The 23148-nt window shown below is 37.3% G+C and carries 24 protein-coding genes; 21 read left to right on the top strand and 3 right to left on the bottom strand.

Going from position 1 to position 23148, the window contains the following annotated elements:
- The first annotated feature begins 11 nt into the window (after positions 1-11).
- The 13 genes from yfmF (at position 12) to tsf (ending at position 12790) form a co-directional block, all read left to right on the top strand.
- A complete protein-coding gene (gene yfmF / locus ADH81_RS02040) occupies positions 12-1262 on the top strand; it encodes an EF-P 5-aminopentanol modification-associated protein YfmF (RefSeq protein ID WP_049526139.1) in 1251 nt (416 codons plus the stop codon).
- Positions 1259-2542: an EF-P 5-aminopentanol modification-associated protein YfmH gene (yfmH, locus tag ADH81_RS02045; RefSeq protein ID WP_049526141.1), complete on the top strand. Its 1284-nt coding sequence runs from the start codon at positions 1259-1261 to the stop codon at positions 2540-2542. Before yfmF ends, yfmH begins: the two co-directional genes overlap by 4 nt.
- A 37-nt stretch (positions 2543-2579) precedes the next feature.
- A complete protein-coding gene (rodZ, locus tag ADH81_RS02050; RefSeq protein WP_080936287.1) occupies positions 2580-3404 on the top strand; it encodes a cytoskeleton protein RodZ in 825 nt (274 codons plus the stop codon).
- Positions 3405-3416: 12 nt separating this feature from the next.
- On the top strand, positions 3417-3956 hold the full coding sequence (gene pgsA / locus ADH81_RS02055; RefSeq protein ID WP_049526143.1) for a CDP-diacylglycerol--glycerol-3-phosphate 3-phosphatidyltransferase: 540 nt from the start codon (positions 3417-3419) through the stop codon (positions 3954-3956).
- Between the two features lie 2 nt (positions 3957-3958).
- Complete coding sequence (locus ADH81_RS02060) at positions 3959-4786, top strand: energy-coupling factor ABC transporter ATP-binding protein (RefSeq protein WP_049526144.1); 828 nt, start codon at positions 3959-3961, stop codon at positions 4784-4786.
- Positions 4771-5610, top strand: coding sequence for an energy-coupling factor transporter ATPase (locus ADH81_RS02065; RefSeq protein WP_000511391.1), 840 nt, complete (start codon positions 4771-4773; stop codon positions 5608-5610). The genes ADH81_RS02060 and ADH81_RS02065 overlap by 16 nt, the downstream gene beginning before the upstream one ends.
- Positions 5603-6397 (top strand): energy-coupling factor transporter transmembrane component T family protein, encoded by a 795-nt coding sequence (locus tag ADH81_RS02070; protein WP_049526146.1) that lies wholly within the window; start codon positions 5603-5605, stop codon positions 6395-6397. The genes ADH81_RS02065 and ADH81_RS02070 overlap by 8 nt, the downstream gene beginning before the upstream one ends.
- A 21-nt stretch (positions 6398-6418) precedes the next feature.
- On the top strand, positions 6419-7240 hold the full coding sequence (gene mreC, locus ADH81_RS02075) for a rod shape-determining protein MreC (RefSeq protein WP_049526148.1): 822 nt from the start codon (positions 6419-6421) through the stop codon (positions 7238-7240).
- The gene (mreD, locus tag ADH81_RS02080; RefSeq protein WP_049526150.1) at positions 7237-7731 is read left to right on the top strand and encodes a rod shape-determining protein MreD; all 495 of its coding nucleotides are present in this window, start codon (positions 7237-7239) and stop codon (positions 7729-7731) included. Before mreC ends, mreD begins: the two co-directional genes overlap by 4 nt.
- A gap of 91 nt (positions 7732-7822) precedes the next feature.
- Complete coding sequence (gene pcsB, locus ADH81_RS02085; protein ID WP_045762422.1) at positions 7823-9040, top strand: peptidoglycan hydrolase PcsB; 1218 nt, start codon at positions 7823-7825, stop codon at positions 9038-9040.
- A gap of 198 nt (positions 9041-9238) precedes the next feature.
- Positions 9239-10453, top strand: a complete 1215-nt coding sequence (locus ADH81_RS02090) for an aminoacyltransferase (protein ID WP_049526152.1) — start codon at positions 9239-9241, stop codon at positions 10451-10453.
- 435 nt (positions 10454-10888) lie between these two features.
- The gene (rpsB, locus tag ADH81_RS02095) at positions 10889-11671 is read left to right on the top strand and encodes a 30S ribosomal protein S2 (protein ID WP_049526154.1); all 783 of its coding nucleotides are present in this window, start codon (positions 10889-10891) and stop codon (positions 11669-11671) included.
- Positions 11672-11749: 78 nt separating this feature from the next.
- A complete protein-coding gene (tsf, locus tag ADH81_RS02100) occupies positions 11750-12790 on the top strand; it encodes a translation elongation factor Ts (protein ID WP_000808094.1) in 1041 nt (346 codons plus the stop codon).
- Positions 12791-12912: 122 nt separating this feature from the next.
- On the opposite strand, the gene cysK is transcribed toward tsf, so the two are convergent.
- The 3 genes from cysK to ADH81_RS02115 form a co-directional block, all read right to left on the bottom strand.
- The gene (cysK, locus tag ADH81_RS02105) at positions 12913-13839 is read right to left on the bottom strand and encodes a cysteine synthase A (RefSeq protein ID WP_049526157.1); all 927 of its coding nucleotides are present in this window, start codon (positions 13837-13839) and stop codon (positions 12913-12915) included.
- 96 nt (positions 13840-13935) lie between these two features.
- Positions 13936-14379: a PH domain-containing protein gene (locus tag ADH81_RS02110; RefSeq protein ID WP_049526159.1), complete on the bottom strand. Its 444-nt coding sequence runs from the start codon at positions 14377-14379 to the stop codon at positions 13936-13938.
- A 16-nt stretch (positions 14380-14395) separates the two neighbouring features.
- Positions 14396-15031, bottom strand: a complete 636-nt coding sequence (locus ADH81_RS02115) for a YigZ family protein (protein WP_049526161.1) — start codon at positions 15029-15031, stop codon at positions 14396-14398.
- Between the two features lie 55 nt (positions 15032-15086).
- Between ADH81_RS02115 and ADH81_RS02120 the strand changes: the two genes are divergently transcribed.
- The 8 genes from ADH81_RS02120 (at position 15087) to ADH81_RS02155 (ending at position 23136) form a co-directional block, all read left to right on the top strand.
- Positions 15087-16385 (top strand): DEAD/DEAH box helicase, encoded by a 1299-nt coding sequence (locus ADH81_RS02120; RefSeq protein WP_049526163.1) that lies wholly within the window; start codon positions 15087-15089, stop codon positions 16383-16385.
- Positions 16382-17044, top strand: coding sequence for a ComF family protein (locus ADH81_RS02125; protein WP_049526165.1), 663 nt, complete (start codon positions 16382-16384; stop codon positions 17042-17044). Before ADH81_RS02120 ends, ADH81_RS02125 begins: the two co-directional genes overlap by 4 nt.
- A 79-nt stretch (positions 17045-17123) precedes the next feature.
- Positions 17124-17666, top strand: a complete 543-nt coding sequence (gene hpf, locus ADH81_RS02130; RefSeq protein ID WP_049526166.1) for a ribosome hibernation-promoting factor, HPF/YfiA family — start codon at positions 17124-17126, stop codon at positions 17664-17666.
- A 148-nt stretch (positions 17667-17814) separates the two neighbouring features.
- Positions 17815-19788: a DHH family phosphoesterase gene (locus ADH81_RS02135; RefSeq protein ID WP_049526167.1), complete on the top strand. Its 1974-nt coding sequence runs from the start codon at positions 17815-17817 to the stop codon at positions 19786-19788.
- Positions 19785-20237 carry a 50S ribosomal protein L9 gene (rplI, locus tag ADH81_RS02140; RefSeq protein WP_049526170.1) on the top strand — a complete coding sequence of 151 codons (453 nt, stop codon included), beginning with the start codon at positions 19785-19787 and terminating at the stop codon, positions 20235-20237. The genes ADH81_RS02135 and rplI overlap by 4 nt, the downstream gene beginning before the upstream one ends.
- 42 nt (positions 20238-20279) lie before the next feature.
- Positions 20280-21638: a replicative DNA helicase gene (gene dnaB, locus ADH81_RS02145; protein ID WP_000852500.1), complete on the top strand. Its 1359-nt coding sequence runs from the start codon at positions 20280-20282 to the stop codon at positions 21636-21638.
- Positions 21635-21901, top strand: coding sequence for a Veg family protein (locus ADH81_RS02150; protein WP_000128621.1), 267 nt, complete (start codon positions 21635-21637; stop codon positions 21899-21901). The genes dnaB and ADH81_RS02150 overlap by 4 nt, the downstream gene beginning before the upstream one ends.
- A gap of 101 nt (positions 21902-22002) precedes the next feature.
- A complete protein-coding gene (locus tag ADH81_RS02155) occupies positions 22003-23136 on the top strand; it encodes an N-acetylmuramoyl-L-alanine amidase family protein (protein ID WP_049526172.1) in 1134 nt (377 codons plus the stop codon).
- Positions 23137-23148: the final 12 nt, after the last annotated feature.

Consider the following 23148-nt stretch of genomic DNA (forward strand, 5'->3'; position numbering starts at 1 on the left):
GGAGGTAAGAGATGGAGTTAGTACCTGGAATTACAGTGCATTTTATCCAATCAAAAAAATTTAAAACTAATAAAATTACTGTGCGTCTCACAGCTCCATTGTCTTTGGATTCAATTTCAAGTCGCATGTTAAGTGCCAGTATGCTTGAAACTGCCAACCAAAGTTATCCAACTGCTCAACTGTTTAGAAAACGTTTAGCAACCTTGTATGGAACTGATTTGTCAGCGCACGCCTATCGAAGAGGACAAAGTCATCTTGTGGATTTGAATATTACCTATGTGCGTGATGAATTTTTAAGTAAGAAAAACGTATTAACTTCTCAAATTTTAGAATTACTGCATCAGGTTCTGTTTACACCATTGTCGGATGAGGATGGATTTGAGAAAAATGCTTTTGACATCGAGAAAAAACAGATCTTATCAAGGCTAGAATCAGAATTGGAAGACCCATTCTTCTTTGCACATAAAGAGTTAGATCAATTGTTTTTCCAAGAAGAATCAATGCAGCTAGTTCCAAAAGATTTGATTTCTAGAATTTCAGAAGAGACTTCAAAAACATGTTTTTCAAGCTATCAAAAAATGCTAAAAGAAGACCAAATAGATATTTTCTTCTTAGGCGATTTTAATGAAATTGAAGTTTTAGAGTTTTTACATAAATTTCCTTTAACAGGTCGTAAATCAGCTGTAAACATTCAATATCAGCAATCCTATTCTAATATTCTTAGAGAAGGTATTGTTAGAAAGAGATTAGGACAGTCTGTTTTAGAGATGGGCTATCATAGTTCAGTGGCATATGGTGATGAAGAACAGATGGCAGTGCTTCTTGTCAATGGTCTTTTAGGAGCCTTTCCTCATTCGAAACTATTTACCCAAGTGCGAGAAAAAGAAGGACTGGCCTATACGGTATCAAGTCATTTGGATCTCTTTAGTGGATTTTTACGATTGTTTGCTGGAATTGATCGGCAAAATCGAAATAAAGTAAGAAAATTGATGAATCATCAGTTACTTGACATAAAAAATGGCAAGTTTACAGATAAGGAAATTGATCAGACCAAACAAATGATTCGTCGCTCTTTACTACTAGCTCAGGATAATCAAGATTCTATCGTCGATAAATATTATTTGTCAACTTTTTTTGGAAAGTCGAATCTTGACACAAAAACTTTAATCGATAAGCTTGAACGAGTTGATAGAGAAGCAATTTGTGAAGCAGCAAACAGTTTTAAGTTGCAGGCTATTTATTTTATGGAAGGAGCAGAATGACCAGACCTACTTTTCAAAAGAAATATTATCCTGCTGTAAAAGAAACTTTGTATCAAACTAGCTTAGAAAATGGTTTGACAGTTACTTTACTACCTAAAAAGGACTTTAACGAGGTTTATGGCGTTGTAAGTGTCCAAGTTGGTTCTGTTGACACAAGGTTTACAGTGGATGATAAGGACTTACAACAATATCCACAAGGAATCGCTCATTTCTTAGAACATAAGCTTTTTGAAAGAGAAGATTCTGGAGATGTTATGGCAGCTTTTACAGAGTTGGGTGCTGAAAGTAATGCCTTTACGAGCTTTACGAACACTAGCTATCTTTTCTCGACTTCTGAAAATGTTCTAGAGTGTTTAGATTTGCTAGAAGAACTTGTCACTACTTTCAATATGACTGAAGAATCTGTTGAGCGCGAAAAGGATATCATTCAGCAGGAAAGAGAGATGTATCAGGATGATCCGGATTCTTGTCTATTTTTCAAGACTTTGGCAAATCTCTATCCAGAAAGTCCTTTAGCTTCAGATATTGTTGGTAGTGAAAACTCTATTGATGCTATTTGTTTGGAGGATTTAAAAGAGAACTTTAAAGAGTTTTACAGACCTGTCAATAGTAATATCTTTTTAGTGGGGAATTTTGATTTTGAACTGCTTGAAGATTATTTTGCTAAGAAATCTCATCCTCAAGAAAAAAAACATGAGTTTAAGAGAGAAAAAATACCTTTACATCCTGTAAAGACTACTGAAAGTTTACGGATGGACGTGGCTTCTCCAAAATTAGCGATCGGTATTAGAGAAAATGAAGATATCGGCAATCGAGATCAGTATCGTTATCATCTTTTATTGAAATTGTTGTTTACAATGATGTTTGGTTGGACTTCACAAAGATTTCAAAAATTATATGAGACAGGTAAACTGGATGCTTCCCTGTCTCTAGAAATAGAAGTTGATCCTCGTTTCCATTTTGTGATATTAACAATGGATACAAAGGAACCTGTGGCACTTTCTCATCAATTTCGTAAAGCTATTCGCAATTTTGTTAAAGATGAGGATGTAACTGAGGATCACTTGGATATTGTAAAAACTGAGATGTATGGAGAATTTCTTCATAGTATGGATTCCCTAGAATACATTGCCACTCAGTATCATCCAACCGATACAGGTTCTGCCCTGTTTGACCTTCCTAAACTTTTGCAGGAAATTACTTTAGAAGATGTTCTAGAGGCTGGACATGATTTGATAGATAATAGCGATATGGTTGATTGTACAATTTTCCCGATATAATCGCTAGAAAATACACTAGAAAGAAGGAATGTTAAGTATGAGAAAAAAAACAATTGGTGAGGTCTTACGTCTTGCAAGAATTAACCAAGGACTGAGCTTAGAGGAATTGCACAGAAAGACAGATATTCAGCTGGATTTGTTGGAGGCAATGGAGTCAGATGATTTTGACAAACTACCGAGTACTTTTTATGCTCGTTCATTTTTGAGAAAGTATGCTTGGGCTGTTGAATTAGATGAAAATATCGTTCTAGATGCCTATGATTCGGGAAGTATGATTACTTATGAAGAAGTTGATGTAGATGAGATTGAACTTTCAGGACGTAGACGGTCTAATCGAAAGAAAAATTCATTTCTCCCGCTATTTTACTTTGTTCTTTTTTCTTTATCAATTTTAATTTTTGTAACCTACTATGTGTGGAATTATATTCAAACCCAACCAACTGCGTCTTCTGCGGCAACTTATAGTGTTGTGAGTTCAACAAGTAGCTCTAGTAGTGTAGCATCAAGTAGTAGTCAAGCTACTAGTTCATCAAGTTCGAGTGAGGCAACTACTTTGACTGTTTCAGGTCAGGGAGATACTTTGTCAGTGGAATATAAGACATCTAAAGATTCTGCGGATCTTCACTTATCTGTAACAGATACAACAAGCTGGATTAGTGTTTCGGATACTGATTTAGCAGGAGGAGTGACTCTTGAACCTAATAATAAAACAGCCAAAACAACCATCTCTAAAGGATCTCCAGTAACCATAACATTGGGTGTTGTTAAAGGAGTATCGGTGAAAATTGATAATAAGGAAATTGACACTTCAAAATTAACTGGTCAAACTGGTTGGATTACTCTAACATTAAGTTCAAACTAAAGGAAGGATAACATGAAAAAAGAGAATATTCCTAATATGCTTACGCTTGGTAGAATTTTATTTATTCCGATTTTTATTCTCCTTCTATCAGTTGGGCCATCTCCTGTGTTACATAAAATAGCAGCAGTTATTTTTGCTATTGCCAGTATCACTGACTATCTAGATGGTTATTTAGCTAGAAAATGGCAAGTGGTTAGTAATTTCGGAAAGTTTGCGGATCCAATGGCTGATAAGTTATTGGTCATGTCAGCCTTTATTATGTTGGTTGGTCTGAAGATGGCACCAGCTTGGGTGGTAGCAGTTATTATCTGCCGTGAACTTGCTGTCACCGGTTTACGCTTGCTTTTAGTTGAAATAGGAGGTACTGTTCTAGCTGCTGCTATGCCTGGAAAAATCAAGACATTTAGTCAGATGTTTGCGATTATATTCTTGCTACTTCACTGGAATGTGCTTGGTCAGATAACTCTTTATATTGCCTTGTTCTTCACAGTTTATTCTGGTTATGATTATTTCAAGGGAAGCGCATATTTGTTTAAAGGAACCTTTCGTTAGATATGGAATCGATTATTGAGATAAAAGACCTGTCTTTTCGATATCAGGCAGATCAAGAATATTATGATGTTCATAACATTTCGTTTCACGTGAAACGTGGAGAATGGTTGTCAATCGTTGGTCATAATGGTAGTGGAAAATCAACGACAGTTCGCTTGATTGATGGTTTGCTCGAGGCTGAATCTGGAGAAATTTGGATAGACGGTGATTGCCTAACTCCAGAAAATGTCTGGGAAAAAAGACGTAAGATTGGTATGGTCTTTCAAAATCCTGATAACCAATTCGTAGGAGCAACTGTTGAAGACGACGTTGCTTTTGGACTGGAAAATCAAGGAATCCCACTTGAAGAGATGAAGAAACGTGTTTCTGAGGCTTTATCATTGGTTGGGATGGCTGAATTTGCTAAAAAGGAACCAGCTCGCTTGTCAGGAGGTCAGAAACAGAGAGTAGCTATTGCAGGGGTTGTTGCTCTGCGACCAGATATTTTAATCTTGGATGAGGCTACAAGTATGTTGGACCCTGAGGGACGATTAGAGTTGATTAAGATAGTCCAGAAGATTCGCAAAGACCATCAGATGACAGTCATCTCCATTACGCATGATTTAGATGAGGTTGCTATGAGTGACCGTGTTTTGGTAATGAAAAAAGGAGAAGTCGAGTCAACAAGTACTCCTAGAGAATTATTTTCTAGATTGGATTTAGATCAAATTGGCTTAGATCAACCCTTTGTCAACCAATTAAAACAATCACTGCGTGATAATGGCTTAAAATTACCAGAGCACTACCTGACCGAGGAGGAGCTTGAGGAGGCTTTATGGGAATTATTCTAGACAATGTTAGTTATACGTATCAGGAAGGAACACCCTTTGCTTCATCCGCGTTGTCAGATGTCAGTTTGTCAATAGAGGATGGCTCTTATACTGCGATTATTGGGCATACAGGAAGCGGAAAGTCTACAATCCTTCAACTTTTGAATGGTTTGTTGGTTCCTACAGAGGGAAGTGTTCGTGTTTTTGATACATTGATTACATCAACATCCGTCAATAAGCAAATTCGTCAAATTCGTAAACAAGTTGGGTTGGTATTTCAGTTTGCAGAGAATCAAATTTTTGAGGAAACTGTCCTAAAAGATGTGGCTTTTGGACCTCAAAATTTTGGAGTTTCTGTAGAAGAGGCAGAAGCTATCGCGCGTGAAAAACTAGCTTTAGTAGGAATCGATGAATCACTCTTTGAACGAAGTCCATTTGAACTCTCAGGTGGACAAATGAGACGGGTTGCTATTGCTGGAATTTTGGCGATGGAGCCTAGTATTTTGGTCTTAGACGAGCCAACAGCTGGTTTGGACCCAATTGGTCGGAAAGAGTTGATGGCCTTGTTTAAAAAGCTTCATCAAGATGGCATAACAATTGTTCTAGTAACCCACCTTATGGATGATGTGGCCGAATTTGCTGACCAAGTTTATGTGATGGAAAAAGGGAAACTAGTTAAGGGTGGGAAGCCAAGTCTTGTCTTTCAAAATGTCGAATTTATGGAAAAAATCCAATTGGGTGTTCCAAAAATCACACGATTTGCTCAAAGGCTAGTTGACAGAGGAATTTCTTTCGAACAATTGCCGATAACGATAGAGGAGTTTAAGGAGTTTATCAATGGATAATATGATTTTAGGTCGATACATACCAGGAAATTCGATTATTCATCGTCTAGATCCTCGTAGTAAGTTAGTGGCGATGATTTTATTGATCATCATCGCTTTTTGGGCCAATAATCCAATTACAAATCTCATACTCTTCATTGCAACAGGCATATTTGTCGTTTTATCAGAAGTTCCCTTATCTTTTTTTATAAAAGGTTTGCGATCTATGTTTTTTCTGATTGCTTTTACAACCCTTTTTCAACTGTTCTTTATTTCTGGTGGTCAAGTCTTGTTCGAGATGGGATTTATAAAAATTACAAGCTATGGTATTGAGCAGGCAGGAATTATTTTTTGTCGTTTTGTGTTGATTATCTTTTTCTCAACCTTGCTTACTTTGACAACCATGCCATTGAGCTTGGCAACAGCGGTTGAATCCTTACTTGGACCTTTAAAAAGATTTAAGGTTCCAGTTCATGAGATTGGACTCATGTTGTCTATGAGTTTGCGATTTGTACCAACCTTGATGGATGATACGATTCGCATTATGAATGCTCAAAAGGCGCGTGGTGTTGATTTTGGAGAAGGTAATGTAATTCAAAAGGTTAAGGCTATGATTCCTATTTTGATTCCTTTGTTCGCTACAAGTTTGAAACGAGCGGATTCTCTTGCTACAGCCATGGAAGCTAGAGGCTATCAAGGTGGTAATGGACGTAGCCAGTATCGACAGTTAAATTGGATGAACAGAGACAGTATAGCGCTATTATTTGTTTGTGTATTGGGTGCAATTCTATTTTTGCTAAAATCTTAGAATGTAATATAAGGTAGAGGTATGAACCGTTTTAAAAAATCAAAATATATCATTGTTCTATTTGTCGTTGTATTAGTAGTATCCGTTTTTTTAGTAACAACACAATCAAGTGCAGTTGTAACAAAAGCTGGAGATGGCATTTCATTAGTCGATAGAATAGTGCAAAAGCCTTTTCAATGGCTTTCTTCCGTAAAATCTGATTTAGGTCGTTTGACCAGAACCTATAACGAGAATGAAACTCTCAAAAAAGAACTCTATCAGATGAAGAAGGAAACGAATGAAGCAGACAGTCTGAAGGAAGAAAATGAGCAACTGCGTCAGTTATTAGATATGAAGTCAAAATTGAATGCAACCAAGTTGATTGCTTCTGATGTCATCATGAGAACTCCTGCAACTTGGAAACAAGAGTTGACAATTGATTCAGGTTCTCAACAAGGTGTGACCAGTAATATGCTTGTGATTGCTGGTGGGGGACTGATTGGAAGCGTGGGAAAGGTTGAAGATAACTCTACTGTGGTCAACTTATTGACCAACGCGGAAAATACGGAGAAAATCTCCGTTAAAATCCAACACGGTTCTACTAGTATATATGGCATTATCATTGGGTACGACAAAGAAAAAGACTTGCTTAAAATAAGCCAGTTAAATAGTAGTAGTGATATCAGCCAAGGAGACAAGGTAGTTACAGGAGGTCTGGGCAACTTTAAAACTACAGATATTCCAGTAGGGGAGGTTGTATCAGTTACCCATAGTAGTGATTATCTAACCAGAGAAGTTATGGTCAAACTCCATGCTGATCCAATGAACCTAAAAGTCGTAGAGTTAGTGGGGAATCCATCATGAGACTGTTGAAGCAGATAGGGATGTTTTTACTCTTGCCTATAGTTGTCTTAATAGACAGTCATTTAGGGCAATTTGTAAATAGTTTTTTTCCACATTTTCAAATTGTGAGCCACTTTATCTTCATCTTCTTGTTGTTTGAAACAATAGAAGTATCTGAGTATCTGTTTTTAGCTTATTGTCTAGTTCTAGGGCTTATATACGATATTTATTTCTTCCATTTGATTGGAATCGCTAGTCTTCTATTTGTGATTATTGGAGCAATAGTGTATAAAAGCAACTCAGTTATTTTGTCAAATAGATGGACTCGACTATTAGCTATTTTAATGATGACTTTCTCTTTTGAATTTGGTAGTTTTCTTCTAGCGAAAATGATTGGCTTAACTGCTGAAAGTATAACAGTCTTTATCGTTTATGGTCTAGTTCCGTCAATGATATTAAACTGTCTCTGGATGTTAGTTTTCCAGTTTATTTTTGAAAAAATATATCTATAAGAAAGAAACAAAACTGTAATAAAGGCGTAATATTTATTAGGCCTTTTTTTGATATACTAGTATTGTCTTAAAAGAAGGAGTATTTACACTTATGAAGAAAAAAATCCTAGCATCACTTTTGTTAAGTACAGTATTGGTCTCACAAGGAGCTGTTCTTTCAAGTGTTAAAGCAAATACAACAGATGAAAAGATTGCTGCTCAAGATAGTAAAATTAGTAACTTGACAGCTCAACAGAAAGAAGCTCAAAAACAAGTAGACGAAATTCAAACTAAAGTTTCAGCTATTCAATCAGAACAAGAAAAATTACAATCTGAAAACGAAAAACTTCAAGAAGAATCAAAAAAACTTGAAGGTGAAATTGCAGAGCTTTCAAAAAACATCGTAGCACGTAACGAATCGCTTGAAAACCAAGCTCGTAGCGCACAAACAAACGGAACTGCTACAAGTTACATCAATACGATTATTAACTCTGACTCAATCACAGAAGCTATTTCTCGTGTAGCAGCTATGAGTGAAATCGTATCAGCAAACAATAAAATGTTGCAGCAACAAAAAGAAGATAAGAAAGCTATCTCTGAAAAACAAGTTGCAAACAACGAAGCAATCAATACAGTCATTGCTAACCAACAAACGCTTGCTGACGATGCTCAAGCTTTGACAACAAAACAAGCAGAATTGAAAGTAGCTGAGTTAAATCTTGCAGCTGAAAAAGCTACAGCAGAAAACGAAAAAGCTAGCTTGCTAGAGAAAAAAGCAGCAGCAGAGGCAGAAGCTAAAGCAGCAGCGGAGGCAGAAGCAGCATATAAAGCTAAACAAGCAAGTCAACAACAATCACTTGCAGCTTCAGCCAACACAACTTTTGCTGCACAAGTACAAGCAACTTCAAGTTCTTCATCATCTTCATCATCAGATGATGAATCAAGCTACACACCTGCAGCAACTACTGTAAGTCAACGACCAACTTATAGTTCAAATGCTTCAAGTTACCCTACAGGTCAATGTACATGGGGTGCTAAGACTTTGGCTCCATGGGCTGGTGATTATTGGGGTAATGGTGGTCAGTGGGCTACTAGTGCAGCAGCAGCAGGTTTCCGTACAGGTTCTACACCACAAGTTGGTGCGATTGCTTGTTGGGATGATGGTGGATATGGACACGTAGCGGTTGTTACAGCTGTTGAATCAACAACGCGTATTCAAGTTTCAGAATGTAACTATGATGGTAGCGGAACTCAACCAATCGGAAATTATCGTGGATGGTTTAATCCTACAGCATCACGTGGTACAGTAAGATACATTTATCCAAACTAACATATTAATTATTATTAAATTTAGGGTGAGGTTTTATGAATCTCACCCTTTGTATAGTATTAATAAAAAATTTTCATCAGAATGTTTTTGTCATTATGGAATGAAAGATGGGATGAAAATTATCAGATATGTAGCTAGAATAAATATGTTTATCTAACGAAATAATAACAAGATTTTAAGAGAGTTGGTACTGGAATTATGTTTACTTATAAAATGAATGTTGATGTTCAAGAGTGGGATTTATTTTTAGAAAATCATCCTCAAGGGAATTTATTGCAGAGTAGTGATTGGGCCAAGATAAAGGATACTTGGGGGAATGAGAGAGTTGGATTTTATAAAGAGAATCAACTAGTTGGAGTAGCGAACATCTTAATTCAGCCTCTTCCATTAGGATTTTCCATGTTCTATATTCCAAGAGGCCCAGTTATTAATTATGAAGATAAAGAACTTCTGAAATTTGTGCTTTTAACATTGAAAAAACTTGCTAAAAAAAGCCATGCAATAATGGTTAAATTTGATCCAAGTTTGTTTATCAGTCGAAGTCTTATCGACCAAGAAACTATTCAAAATTCTAAAACTTTTGAAATTGTTGAGGAATTGCAAAAAAACAAAGTTCATTGGACAGGTTTGACAAAGGATATGGCAGAAAACATACAACCTCGTTTTCAAGCTAATATTCATAAAGAAAACTTCTCGCTAGATCAACTATCCAAGTCTACTAGACAGGCAATCCGAACTGCAAGAAATAAAGGATTGGAAGTGAAATTCGGTGGACTCGACTTATTAGATGAATTTTCATTTTTAATGAAGAAAACAGAGTCTCGTAAGAATATCAGTTTACGAGGCAAAGATTATTATCAGAAGTTACTGACTATTTATCCTGATCACTCTTTTATCACACTGAGCTACTTAGATTTACCTAATAGACTGAAAGAAGTTGAGCAGCAACTCGAAAAGAATCTTAAAATAGCGCAGAAATTTACTGATAAAACAAAAGAAGGCAAAATAAAAGAGAATCAGCAAGAGAGAAAACGATTAGAGGAAGAAATTTCTTTTCTTAAGAGCCATATTGATAGAGGGGACAGTGTCGTTCCATTGTCTGGAACTTTAACCATCGAATTTGGGAAAACTTCTGAAAACTTATATGCTGGAATGAATGAGGAATTTAGACATTATCAACCTGCTATTCCAACATGGTTTGAGACTGCTCAGCATTCATTTGAACGTGGAGCAGAGACTCATAATATGGGTGGAATTGAAAATCATTTAGAGGGTGGGTTATTTAATTTTAAATCTAAGTTTAATCCCACTATCGAGGAATTTGCTGGTGAGTTTAATTATCCAACTAGCTCATTGTATTTCTTGTTTAATATAGCCTATAAAATCCGTAAAAAACTGCGAAGTAGCAAGTAGAAAGTCAAAGATTTATTGGCAAGTTTAATCTTTATGAAGCTTTATTTACTAACATAGAGTATGAAGATATGACACTTGCTATCAAAAAATATAAAGTAGATTCTTTCATATCAAAATATTTAAGTTATCAACTCGAAATATTTTGTATTTATCTGAATCTCAACATAAGCGGTTATTGCACATTTAGCAGTAACAATTTATGTTGGGATGTTTTTTTATTTAAAGTTAATAAATTTTTTTAAAATTTCTGTTGGGAAGTTAGGTTATGAAGGAAAAACTAGCAAAATTACTTGAAAAAAAGGCTCAACTATGATACAATGTAACTTGTCGTGTAAACGATAATACTCATTCTTGATGAATTGTGAAGCTGTTGCCTTCGGGTCGTTTTGCAAGCTGAAATCAAGAAGAGGAAAAAAACAAAAAGGAGAAATACTCATGGCAGTAATTTCAATGAAACAACTTCTTGAGGCTGGTGTACACTTTGGTCACCAAACTCGTCGCTGGAACCCTAAGATGGCTAAGTACATCTTCACTGAACGTAACGGAATCCACGTTATCGACTTGCAACAAACTGTAAAATACGCTGACCAAGCATACGACTTCATGCGTGATGCTGCAGCTAATGATGCAGTTGTATTGTTTGTTGGTACTAAGAAACAAGCAGCTGACGCAGTTGCTGAAGAAGCAGTACGTTCAGGTCAATACTTCATCAACCACCGTTGGTTGGGTGGAACTCTTACAAACTGGGGAACAATCCAAAAACGTATCGCTCGTTTGAAAGAAATCAAACGTATGGAAGAAGATGGAACTTTTGAAGTTCTTCCTAAGAAAGAAGTTGCACTTCTTAACAAACAACGTGCACGTCTTGAAAAATTCTTGGGTGGTATCGAAGATATGCCTCGTATTCCAGATGTAATGTATGTAGTTGACCCACATAAAGAGCAAATCGCTGTTAAAGAAGCTAAAAAATTGGGAATCCCAGTTGTAGCGATGGTTGACACAAACACAGATCCAGACGATATCGATGTAATCATCCCAGCTAACGATGACGCTATCCGCGCAGTTAAGTTGATTACAGCTAAATTGGCAGACGCTATCATCGAAGGTCGCCAAGGTGAAGATGCTGTTGCAGCAGTTGAAGCAGAATTTGCAGCTTCAGAAGCTCAAGCAGACTCAATCGAAGAAATCGTTGAAGTTGTAGAAGGCGACAACGATTAATTCATATAAATAGTAATTACCTAGGAGGGCGGGGCTTAGCCCGGCTCTCCTATTTTTAAAAAATATAGGAGAATCAAAATGGCAGAAATTACAGCTAAACTTGTTAAAGAGTTGCGTGAAAAATCTGGTGCTGGTGTTATGGACGCTAAAAAAGCATTGGTTGAAGTTGAAGGCGATATCGAAAAAGCGATCGAATTGCTTCGCGAAAAAGGTATGGCAAAAGCAGCTAAGAAAGCTGACCGTGTTGCTGCAGAAGGTTTGACTGGTGTTTATGTTGACGGTAACGTTGCAGCAGTTGTTGAAGTAAATGCTGAAACTGACTTCGTTGCGAAAAACGCTCAATTTGTTGAGTTGGTAAACGCAACAGCTAAAGCGATCGCAGAAGGAAAACCAGCTAACAACGAAGAAGCTCTTGCTTTGACAATGCCTTCAGGTGAAACTCTTGAAGCGGCTTATGTGTCTGCAACAGCAACTATCGGAGAAAAAATCTCATTCCGTCGCTTTGCTTTGATTGAAAAAACAGATGCACAACACTTCGGAGCATACCAACACAACGGTGGACGTATCGGTGTTATCTCTGTAATCGAAGGTGGAGACGAAGCACTTGCTAAACAAATTTCAATGCACATCGCTGCTATGAAACCAACAGTTCTTTCATACAAAGAATTGGATGAGCAATTTGTTAAAGATGAGTTGGCACAATTGAACCACGTTATCGACCAAGATAATGAAAGCCGTGCTATGGTTGGTAAACCAGCTCTTCCACACTTGAAATATGGATCAAAAGCTCAATTGACTGATGAAGTGATTGCTCAAGCTGAAGCTGATATTAAAGCTGAGTTGGCTGCAGAAGGCAAACCAGAAAAAATCTGGGATAAAATCATCCCAGGTAAAATGGATCGTTTCTTGCTTGACAACACTAAAGTTGACCAAGCATACACACTTCTTGCACAAGTTTACATCATGGATGACAGCAAGACAGTTGAAGCTTACCTTGAATCAGTTAACGCTTCAGTAGTTGAGTTTGCTCGCTTTGAAGTTGGTGAAGGTATCGAAAAAGCTGCAAACGACTTTGAAGCAGAAGTTGCAGCTACAATGGCAGCAGCCTTGAATAACTAATAAAAAAGTAAGGAAGCAATTCTGCTTCCTTTTCTTTTGTTAGAGGGGACTCATAGGAATCCTTTTTTTATTTTAAACGGTAAACAAAAAGCCCTATACAAGGGCTTAGTGTATTTAGGAGACTATACTTCGAATTCATAGAGTGCTGTAGATAGGTAACGTTCTCCGTTATCTGGTGCAAGCGCAAGGACTTTTTTACCAGCTCCAAGTTTTTTAGCGACTTCAATTGCTGCATAGATAGCTGCTGCAGAAGAAATACCGACTAAGAATCCTTCTTTTCCACCGATTTCACGGCCAAGTGCAAGAGCATTATCTGATGTTACACGAACAACACCGTCGTAAGCTTTTGTATCAAGTGTATCTGGAATGAATCCAGCAGAGATACCTTGAATTTTGTGAGGACCTGGCTTTTCACCAGACAAGATAGCTGACTCGTCTGCCTCAACAGCAAAAACTTGAATGTTTGAGTTAGCAGTTTTAAGAGCATGAGAAACACCAGAAATAGTTCCTCCAGTACCAACACCAGCAACAAAGGCGTCTAAACCATCAGCTCCGAAATCAGCTAGAATTTCAGCTCCTGTTGTTCTTTCGTGAACCTCTGGGTTAGCTTGGTTATTAAACTGTAATGGTAGGAAACCATCACGCTCAGCAGCCATTTCCTGCGCTTTTGCAATTGCACCTTTCATTCCTTCGCTACCAGGAGTGAGGACTAGTTCAGCTCCATAAGCTTGGATAATTTTACGACGTTCCACGCTCATTGTTTCAGGCATAACGATAACAACTTTATAGCCTTTAGCAGCACCAACCCATGAAAGTCCGATACCAGTATTTCCACTTGTTGCTTCCACAATGGTAGAACCTGGTTTCAATTTACCTTCTTGTTCTGCTTTTTCAATCATGCTTAGGGCGATACGGTCCTTAACTGACGATCCTGGGTTAAAAGCTTCAAGTTTTACATAAACATCTGCTGCACCTTCTGGTACAATGTTATTCAATTTAACAATCGGTGTTCTACCGATGAGTTCTGTGATATTGTTATAAATTGCCATATTAGCACCTCTTTATATAAGATGCTACTAGTATAACGCTAACTTTAACTTTTGTAAAATATAGAAATCCTATCGGAGTGATAGGATTTTTTTATATCAGTGATTCAAACCATTAATATTCAAACGATTATGATAAGCTAAGTCAAATAGATAGGTGTAAAGAGGTACAATATCAGTTTTCTTTGGAAATTCAAATTTGTGAGAATTAAAATGCTCATTGTGAGATTTTAAAAAGGCATTTTCTAAATAAGTAATCGTAATCTCACTATCATCAATCCCAAGTCCAGCAGTTTCCATTTCAACATTGACAATGTTCATGAGGAAAATTGATTTGATAGACATCTTCCGTCCGGTTGCCCCTTGTTTATCTGTAAAGATGATTCGGATATTTGTAAAGATAATTGAGTCACGAATGAGTTTATATCCGCTTTGAATTTCTTCATTTTCTAATAAATATTGTTCAAACTCCTTGGTAAGAGCTTCTTTACTTTGCTCACTGAAGTTTCCAGCGAGTCCCTGAATTAATCTTCCAAAAGCCATATGATATTTCCTTTCTTTACGATAGGTTTACAGGTACTTCAACTTCACGTAAACCTTTGTCAGTTAGAGTAACTTTTCCATTGAAAAATTCAATGAGATCAGCCTTGATACCGTCTTTCTTTTCTTTATCAATGAAAATCATAGTGTCAACTTGATCTGTAAAGTTTGTCTCTAATTCTATGAGATTATGCTCTTTAAGAAAATTCCCATATTCTTGATACTGGGCATAGGTCATATGAATCTGTATCCCTGCTTGCTCTTTGATTTCAATAATGCCAATTTCCTTAACTGCTAGGGCAACACTACCAGCATAAGCGCGAATCAAACCACCAGCTCCTAGTTTGATACCACCAAAATAACGAGTAACTACCACACAGACATTAGTAAGGTTGTGATTCTCCAGAACTCCTAGCATAGGAACGCCAGCAGTTCCACTAGGTTCTCCATCATCACTAGTTCGCTTGATTTCACTACGCTCACCGACAATAAAAGCAGAGCAGTTGTGGGTAGCTTTATAGTGTTCTTTTTTAATAGTTGTGATAAAATCACGAGCCTCTTCCTCACTATAGACACGTTTGGCATGACAGATAAAGCGTGATTTTTTGATTTCTTCTTGGACTTGTCCGTCCTCTTTTATAGTTCTGTATTCCATATTTTTATTGTACTAAAAAATAGCGTAAAGTTCTACATTTTACGAATAAAGAAATATGAAAGTAAATCCAAATTATCTCGGTCGCCTTTTTACTGAGCAAGAATTAAGTCATGAGGAGAGACAACAAGCAAAACAAATTCCATCCATGAAAAAAGAAAAGGGTCAACAATATTGTCAGCGTTGTGGTAGTCAGATAGAAGAAGAATGGCATTTGCCTATTGGTGCTTTTTATTGCCGAGAATGCTTGATTATGAAGCGAATAAGAAGTGATCAAAATCTCTATTATTTTCCGCAAGAATGGTTTCCACAGCAAGATGTACTAAAATGGTCAGGTCAACTGACTCCATTTCAAGAGCGGGTATCACAAGGACTCCTTCAGGCGGTAGATAAGAGGGAGGCTACCTTGGTACATGCAGTGACAGGAGCTGGTAAGACTGAGATGATCTACCAAGTTGTTGCTAAGGTGATTGATCAAGGTGGAGCTGTTTGTTTGGCCAGTCCACGAATTGATGTTTGCCTAGAGCTCCATAAACGATTACAAAATGATTTTGCATGTGAAATTGCGCTACTACATGGGGAGTCGGATCCCTATTTTCGTACACCTTTAGTTGTAGCAACCACTCACCAACTATTAAAATTTTATCAAGCTTTTGATTTATTGATTGTGGATGAAGTGGACGCCTTTCCTTATGTTGATAACCCAGTACTTTACCATGCTGTCAATAATTGTGTAAAGGAGACCGGATTGAGAATATTTTTAACAGCAACGTCAACTGATGAGTTAGATAGAAAAGTTAAACAAGGGGAGTTAAAGCGTCTCAGTTTACCTCGTCGTTTTCATGGAAATCCTCTCATTGTTCCCAAGCCAATCTGGTTATCGCATTTTAATAGATATTTAGAAAAAAATGGCTTACCTCCAAAATTAAAACTTTACATTGAGAAACAGAGAAAGACGGCCTATCCCTTACTAATCTTTGCCTCTGAGATTAAAAAGGGAGAAAAGCTAAAAGAAATTTTGCAGGAGAAGTTTCCGAATGAGAAAATAGGCTTTGTATCCTCAATTACGGAAGACCGATTAGAGCAGGTACAGGCCTTTCGAGATGGAGAGTTGACGATATTAATAAGCACAACTATATTAGAGCGTGGAGTTACCTTCCCTCGTGTAGATGTTTTTGTGGTGGAAGCCAATCATCAACTCTTTACCAAGTCAAGTTTAGTACAAATTGGTGGGCGAGTTGGAAGAAGCATGGATCGTCCTACCGGAGAACTGATATTTTTCCATGACGGACTCAATCTGTCCATTAAGAAAGCCATAAAGGAGATTAAGCAAATGAATCAGGAGGCAGGAGTATGAAGTGTTTATTGTGTGGTAAAAGCTTGCAAACAGAGATAACTTTTACTAACCTGCTCTGTTTTAAAAAGGAGGAGGAACTAGTTTGTGAATCCTGTATTTCGTCTTTCGAGAGCATTGGTGGTAATCATTGTCCTACTTGTTTTAAAAAAGGAATGTCAATCATCTGTCAAGATTGTCAATTTTGGTGTAAAAAAGGTGTAAAGGTTGATCATGTGGCTCTTTATTCCTATAATCAGGCCATGAAAGAATATTTTAGTCACTATAAATTTGATGGTGATTATCTTCTTAGAAAGGTATTTTCTGAGATATTGCAAAAAGTGTTAAAGAAGTATAAGGACTATCATATTGTGATTGTTCCTCTGAGTGACCATCGTTTAAAAAGCAGAGGCTTTAATCAAGTTGAAGGTTTGATAAAGGATACTGGATTAGCATATCTGGATATTTTGGTTAAAAAAGAAGTGGAGGCTAGTTCTTCAAAAAATCGAGCTGATCGCTTACTTGCAGAATTTCCCTTTTTGTTGAAAGATGGAGTGAAGCTTCCAGAAAATATCTTACTCTTTGATGATATTTATACAACTGGAACTACCTTGAATCGTCTTAAAAGTATGCTATTAGAGGCTGGTTGTCAGAATATTAAAACTTTTTCCCTCGCAAGATGAGGAAAAAGTTTGCAAAAATTTTATGAAAGCGTTATAATATAATTAGAAAAACAAATATGTTTAGAAAGAAGGTACTTATATGATAAAATATAGTATCCGTGGTGAAAACCTAGAAGTAACAGAAGCAATTCGTGATTATGTAGTTTCTAAACTCGAAAAGATCGAAAAATACTTCCAAGCAGACCAAGAATTGGATGCGCGTGTTAACTTGAAAGTTTACCGCGAAAAGACTGCTAAAGTAGAAGTAACCATTCCGCTTGGATCTATTACTCTTCGTGCAGAAGATATTTCTCAAGATATGTACGGTTCTATTGATTTGGTGACAGATAAGATTGAGCGTCAGATTCGTAAAAACAAAACTAAAATTGAACGTAAGAACAGAAATAAAGTATCAACAAGTCAACTCTTTACAGATGCTTTAGTTGAGGACTTAGATGTAGCACAACCAAAAGTTGTTCGTTCAAAACAAATTGATTTGAAACCAATGGATTTGGAAGAAGCTCTCTTACAGATGGATTTATTGGGGCATGACTTCTTTATCTATGTAGATGTTGAAGATGAAACAACAAATGTTATTTATCGTCGTGAAGATGGAGACATTGGTCTTCTAGAAGTTAAATAATCAAAAAAATTAGTTTGTAAAAGTGGTTTACACTAGTGTAAACCACTTTTTAGTTTGGACATTTTACTCTTGATTGACTCTAGGGATACCTCTTTAAAAGTCGCATTTTGGCCATATTTATGGTATAATAATGCGCAAGAGGTTTGTAATGAAAAAAAATGAAATAAATCCCTTTTTTATGTATCTGATTGCTATGGTAACCTTTACGATTATGACCATTTTGATTGTGTTAGTAAAGGATAATCTTATCACTATAGCAAGTCTATTTTTATTTATCGTATTCTATGTTCTGCTATTTAATTTCCAGAAAAAATATTACAAAAAAACAGATATCGAGCAAATCCAGTATGTCAATCATCAGGCTACGGATAGTTTGAGTGCCCTCCTAGAGCAAATGCCTGTCGGGGTTGTTAAATTAAATATGGACAGCAGTGAGATTGAATGGTTCAATCCCTATGCTGAGTTAATTTTGACAACCGAGGATGGAGAAATTGATTTTCCTCAATTTCAAAAGATTTTGAAGAGTTCGATTTCTACTCCAGGGGCTTATGCCATTGTTGGGGAGAAACGTTATGCAGTGCATTTAGATAGAAATTCAGGTGTCTTATACTTTTTTGATGTTTCTGGTGAGTATGAAGCTACTGCTGAGCTTGTGACAAGTAGACCGGTAATCGGAATTATCTCAGTTGATAACTATGATGACTTGGAAAATGAAACGTCTGAATCAGACATTAGTCATATTAATAGCTTTATTGCAAATTTTGTTTCAGAATTTGCTGGGAAACATGCCATGTTTTCTCGTAGAGTGAGTATGGATCGGTTTTATCTATTTACTGACTACACTGTACTTGATCACTTGATGCAGGATAAGTTTTCTGTAATTGATACCTTTCGTGAGGAAGCTAAGCAACGGAATTTACCACTAACGATGAGTATAGGAGTTTCCTATGGTGATGGTAATCATGACCAGATTGGGAAGGTTGCTCTCCTCAATCTCAACTTAGCCGAAGTTCGTGGTGGTGACCAAGTAGTTGTAAAAGAGAATGATGAAACCAAAAATCCAATCTACTTTGGAGGCGGTTCAGCAGCATCTGTTAAACGAACTCGGACACGAACTCGTGCTATGATGACAGCTATCTCAGATAAACTTAAAAGTGTCGATCGAGTTTTTGTTGTTGGTCACAAGAATCTTGACATGGATGCTCTTGGTTCAGCAGTTGGAATGCAGTTGTTTTCGAGTAATGTACTAGAAGATAGTTATGTGGTTTATGATCCTACACAGCTGTCTCCAGATATCGCTCGAGCTGTCAATTATTTGGAAGATGAGGGTGTTTCAAAACTTCTTCCTTTAAATCAAGCGATGACAATGGTTACCAAACGCTCCTTACTGGTGATGGTTGACCATTCTAAGACAGCTTTAACCTTATCCAAAGAGTTTTATGACTTGTTTACCCAGACGATTGTCATTGACCATCATCGTCGTGACCAAGATTTTCCAGATAATTCGGTCATTACCTATATCGAGAGTGGAGCTAGTAGTGCTAGTGAACTAGTAACAGAATTGATTCAATTTCAAAACTCTAAGAAGAAACGTTTGAGTCGTATTCAGGCTAGTGTTCTTATGGGGGGAATGATGTTGGATACTAAAAATTTCACCTCTCGGGTAACTAGTCGAACTTTTGATGTTGCAAGTTATCTAAGAACGAGAGGGAGTGATAGCATTGTCATTCAGGAAATTTCGGCCACTGATTTTGAAGAATATCGATTGGTAAATGAACTCATTTTGCAGGGGCAAATGGTACAGCCATCAATCCTGGTTGCTCAAGCTTTGGAGGATAAAGAGTACGATACGGTTGTTATTAGTAAGGCTGCTGATGCTATGCTTGCCATGTCTGGTATAGAGGCCAGCTTTGTACTTGCTAAAAATAGTCAAGGAGCAATCTCCATTTCTGCGCGTAGCAGAAGTAAGATCAATGTCCAACGAATTATGGAAGAGTTAGGTGGCGGTGGTCACTTTAACTTAGCTGCGGCACGTTTGACAGATATGAGCCTGCAAGAAGCAGGAGATAAACTGAAAATAGTTATTTTTAATGAAACAAAAGAAAAGGAGTCAGAAGAATGAAAGTAATCTTTTTAACAGATGTTAAAGGTAAAGGGAAAAAAGGTGAAATTAAAGAAGTACCAACTGGATATGCACAAAACTTTTTAATTAAGAAAAACCTTGCTAAGGAAGCTACAGCTCAAGCCATTGGTGAGTTGCGTGGTAAGCAAAAATCAGAAGAAAAAGCACATGCAGAGATGCTTGCAGAAGCGAAGGAAATTAAAGCAAAACTGGAAGCAGAAGAAACAATCGTTGAGTTTGTCGAAAAAGTTGGTCCAGACGGACGAACTTTTGGGTCAATTACTAACAAGAAGATTGCAGAAGAATTGCAAAAACAATTTGGTATTAAAATTGATAAACGCCACATTCAAGTTCAATCACCAATTCGAGCAGTTGGTTTGATTGATGTTCCGGTTAAGATTTATCAAGATGTAACAAGTGTAATCAATCTTCGTGTCAAGGAAGCTTAATTTACGATTGGTTGACAATATTGTAAAAGGAAGGAAAGTCTGATGGCAGAAGTTGAAGAACTGCGTGTTCAGCCTCAAGATATCCTGGCAGAACAATCTGTTTTAGGAGCCATTTTTATTGATGAGACTAAACTCGTTTTTGTCCGAGAATATATCGATTCACAGGACTTCTTTAAGTATGCTCACCGTTTGATTTTTCAGGCTATGGTTGATTTATCTGATCGTGGAGATGCTATTGATGCAACCACAGTTCGGACGATACTAGATAGCCAGGGTGATTTACAAACTATTGGAGGCTTGTCTTATCTGGTTGAGATTGTCAATTCGGTGCCAACCTCTGCCAATGCGGAATACTATGCTAAAATTGTAGCAGAAAAGGCTATGCTTAGACGTCTAATTGCTAAGTTGACAGAGTCTGTAAACCTAGCCTATGAAGCTTCTCAACCTGCTGACGAAATTATTGCTCGTGCAGAAAAAGGCTTGATTGACGTTAGTGAGAATGCCAATCGAAATGGCTTTAAAAATATTCGCGATGTATTGAATATCAACTTTGGGAATTTAGAAGCTCGTTCGCAACAGACTTCAGATATCACGGGTATTGCGACAGGTTATCGAGATTTAGATCACATGACGACAGGTCTGCATGAGGAAGAATTGATTATTTTGGCAGCTCGTCCTGCGGTTGGTAAGACAGCCTTTGCTTTGAATATTGCGCAAAATATCGGAACCAAACTAGACAAGACAGTTGCTATTTTCTCTCTGGAAATGGGTGCTGAAAGTTTGGTCGATCGTATGCTGGCTGCGGAAGGGTTGGTAGAGTCGCATTCTATCCGTACAGGTCAATTGACTGAGGAGGAATGGCGTAAGTATACGATTGCTCAGGGTAATCTGGCTAATGCAAGTATCTACATTGATGATACACCAGGGATTCGGATCACAGAAATTCGCTCTCGTTCTCGTAAACTGGCTCAAGAAACAGGTAATCTAGGCTTGATTTTGATTGACTATCTTCAGCTGATCACAGGGACTGGTCGAGAAAATCGTCAACAAGAAGTATCTGAGATTTCCCGTCAGTTGAAAATCCTAGCAAAAGAACTCAAAGTTCCAGTTATAGCTCTCAGTCAGCTTTCTCGTGGTGTAGAGCAACGCCAAGATAAGAGACCAGTTTTGTCTGATATTCGTGAATCTGGATCTATTGAGCAGGATGCTGATATCGTAGCCTTTCTCTATCGTGATGACTATTATGAGCGCGGTGGTGAAGAGGAGGAAGGCATTCCAAATAATAAAGTAGAAGTGATTATCGAGAAAAACCGTAGCGGTGCTCGCGGAACGGTAGAATTGATTTTTCAAAAAGAATATAATAAATTTTCAAGTATTTCGAAGATGGAGGAACCAAGATGACAGACGCATTTACAGATGTGGCTAAAATGAAAAAAATCAAAGAAGAAATTAAGGCGCATGAGGGACAAGTGGTGGAAATGACCTTAGAAAATGGTCGTAAACGCCAAAAGAATCGTTTGGGAAAACTAATTGAGGTTTATCCATCGCTCTTCATCGTTGAGTTTGGAAATGTTGAAGGAGACAAACAGGCTAATGTCTATGTTGAATCTTTCACCTATTCAGATATTTTAACAGAAAAGAACCTGATTCATTATTTGGATTAAGGATAATCATGAAAGTGAGAAGATTTCTCACTTTTTTTATTTTCTTTCGAATGATATAGATGAGGTCAACCTCGAAAATCTAATTATTTGAAGGAGAATGAATGACATTTACTAAAGCAGGACATAAAAAGGGAACTTTTCTCAGAAAGACAGCTGTAGGATCAGCTTCACTATTACTAGCAGGAGCTTTTTTGTTTGGTGGAGGAACTGTTCATGCCAACCAGACAAACAATGGATCACAGGCACGTGGAGATGATTATCCCTATTATTATAAAAATGGAAGTCAAAAAATTGATAAGTGGCGCATGTACTCAGGACAGTGTACCTCTTTTGCTGCTTTTCGTTTAAGTAGTGTCAATGGTTTTGAGCTACCAGCTGCTTATGGGAATGCCAATCAATGGGGTTATCGAGCCCAAAAAGAAGGCTATCGTGTGGACCAGCAACCAGCAATTGGTGCGATTGCTTGGAGTACAAGAGGGCAATATGGTCACGTAGCTTGGGTATCTAACGTGATTGGAGACATGATTGAAATTGAGGAGTACAATTACGATTATACAGAAACGTATCATCGTAGAATTGTAAAGGCGAGTTCTATGACTGGTTTTATTCACTTTAAAGATGTTGGGAATGCTAGTGTAGGGCATCATCAGTCTCTACTAGCTTCTAGTGGAACACATTACTTTACGGAAAAAGCAGCTATTATGGATCAGCCGACACTGACAGCTACTATTATTGAATACTATGAACCTGGAATGAGTGTTCATTATGATCAAACTCTTGAAAAGGATGGCTATAGATGGATTAGTTATATGTCACGAAGTGGAAACAGACGTTATATCCCCTTAACTAAAACAAGTAGTTCTAAAAATGGTTGGGAAAAAGAGGGAACAGCTTGGTACTACTATGAAAATGGTCAGAAAGCAGTTGGTTGGAAGAAGATTAATGGGAACTGGTATCATTTGCAAGCTGATGGTAGAATGACGACAGGCTGGTTAAAAGAAGGTTCGAATTGGTATTATCTGAAGTCATCTGGTGAAATGCAGACAGGTTGGCTGAAAGATAAGGGCGTTTGGTATTATCTGGAAAGTTCTGGAGCTATGAAAACCAGTCAGTGGTTCCAGGTTTCAGGAAAACATTATTATGTAAATGCATCTGGAGAATTGGCAGTAAATACGACTATCGATGGATTTCAAGTTGATGCTGATGGAGTTCGAGTAGAAAAACCAGCCTCATAAGTGTTATTCAGC

This window comes from Streptococcus pseudopneumoniae, from assembly GCF_001072925.1.
Lineage (GTDB): Bacteria > Bacillota > Bacilli > Lactobacillales > Streptococcaceae > Streptococcus > Streptococcus pseudopneumoniae_Q.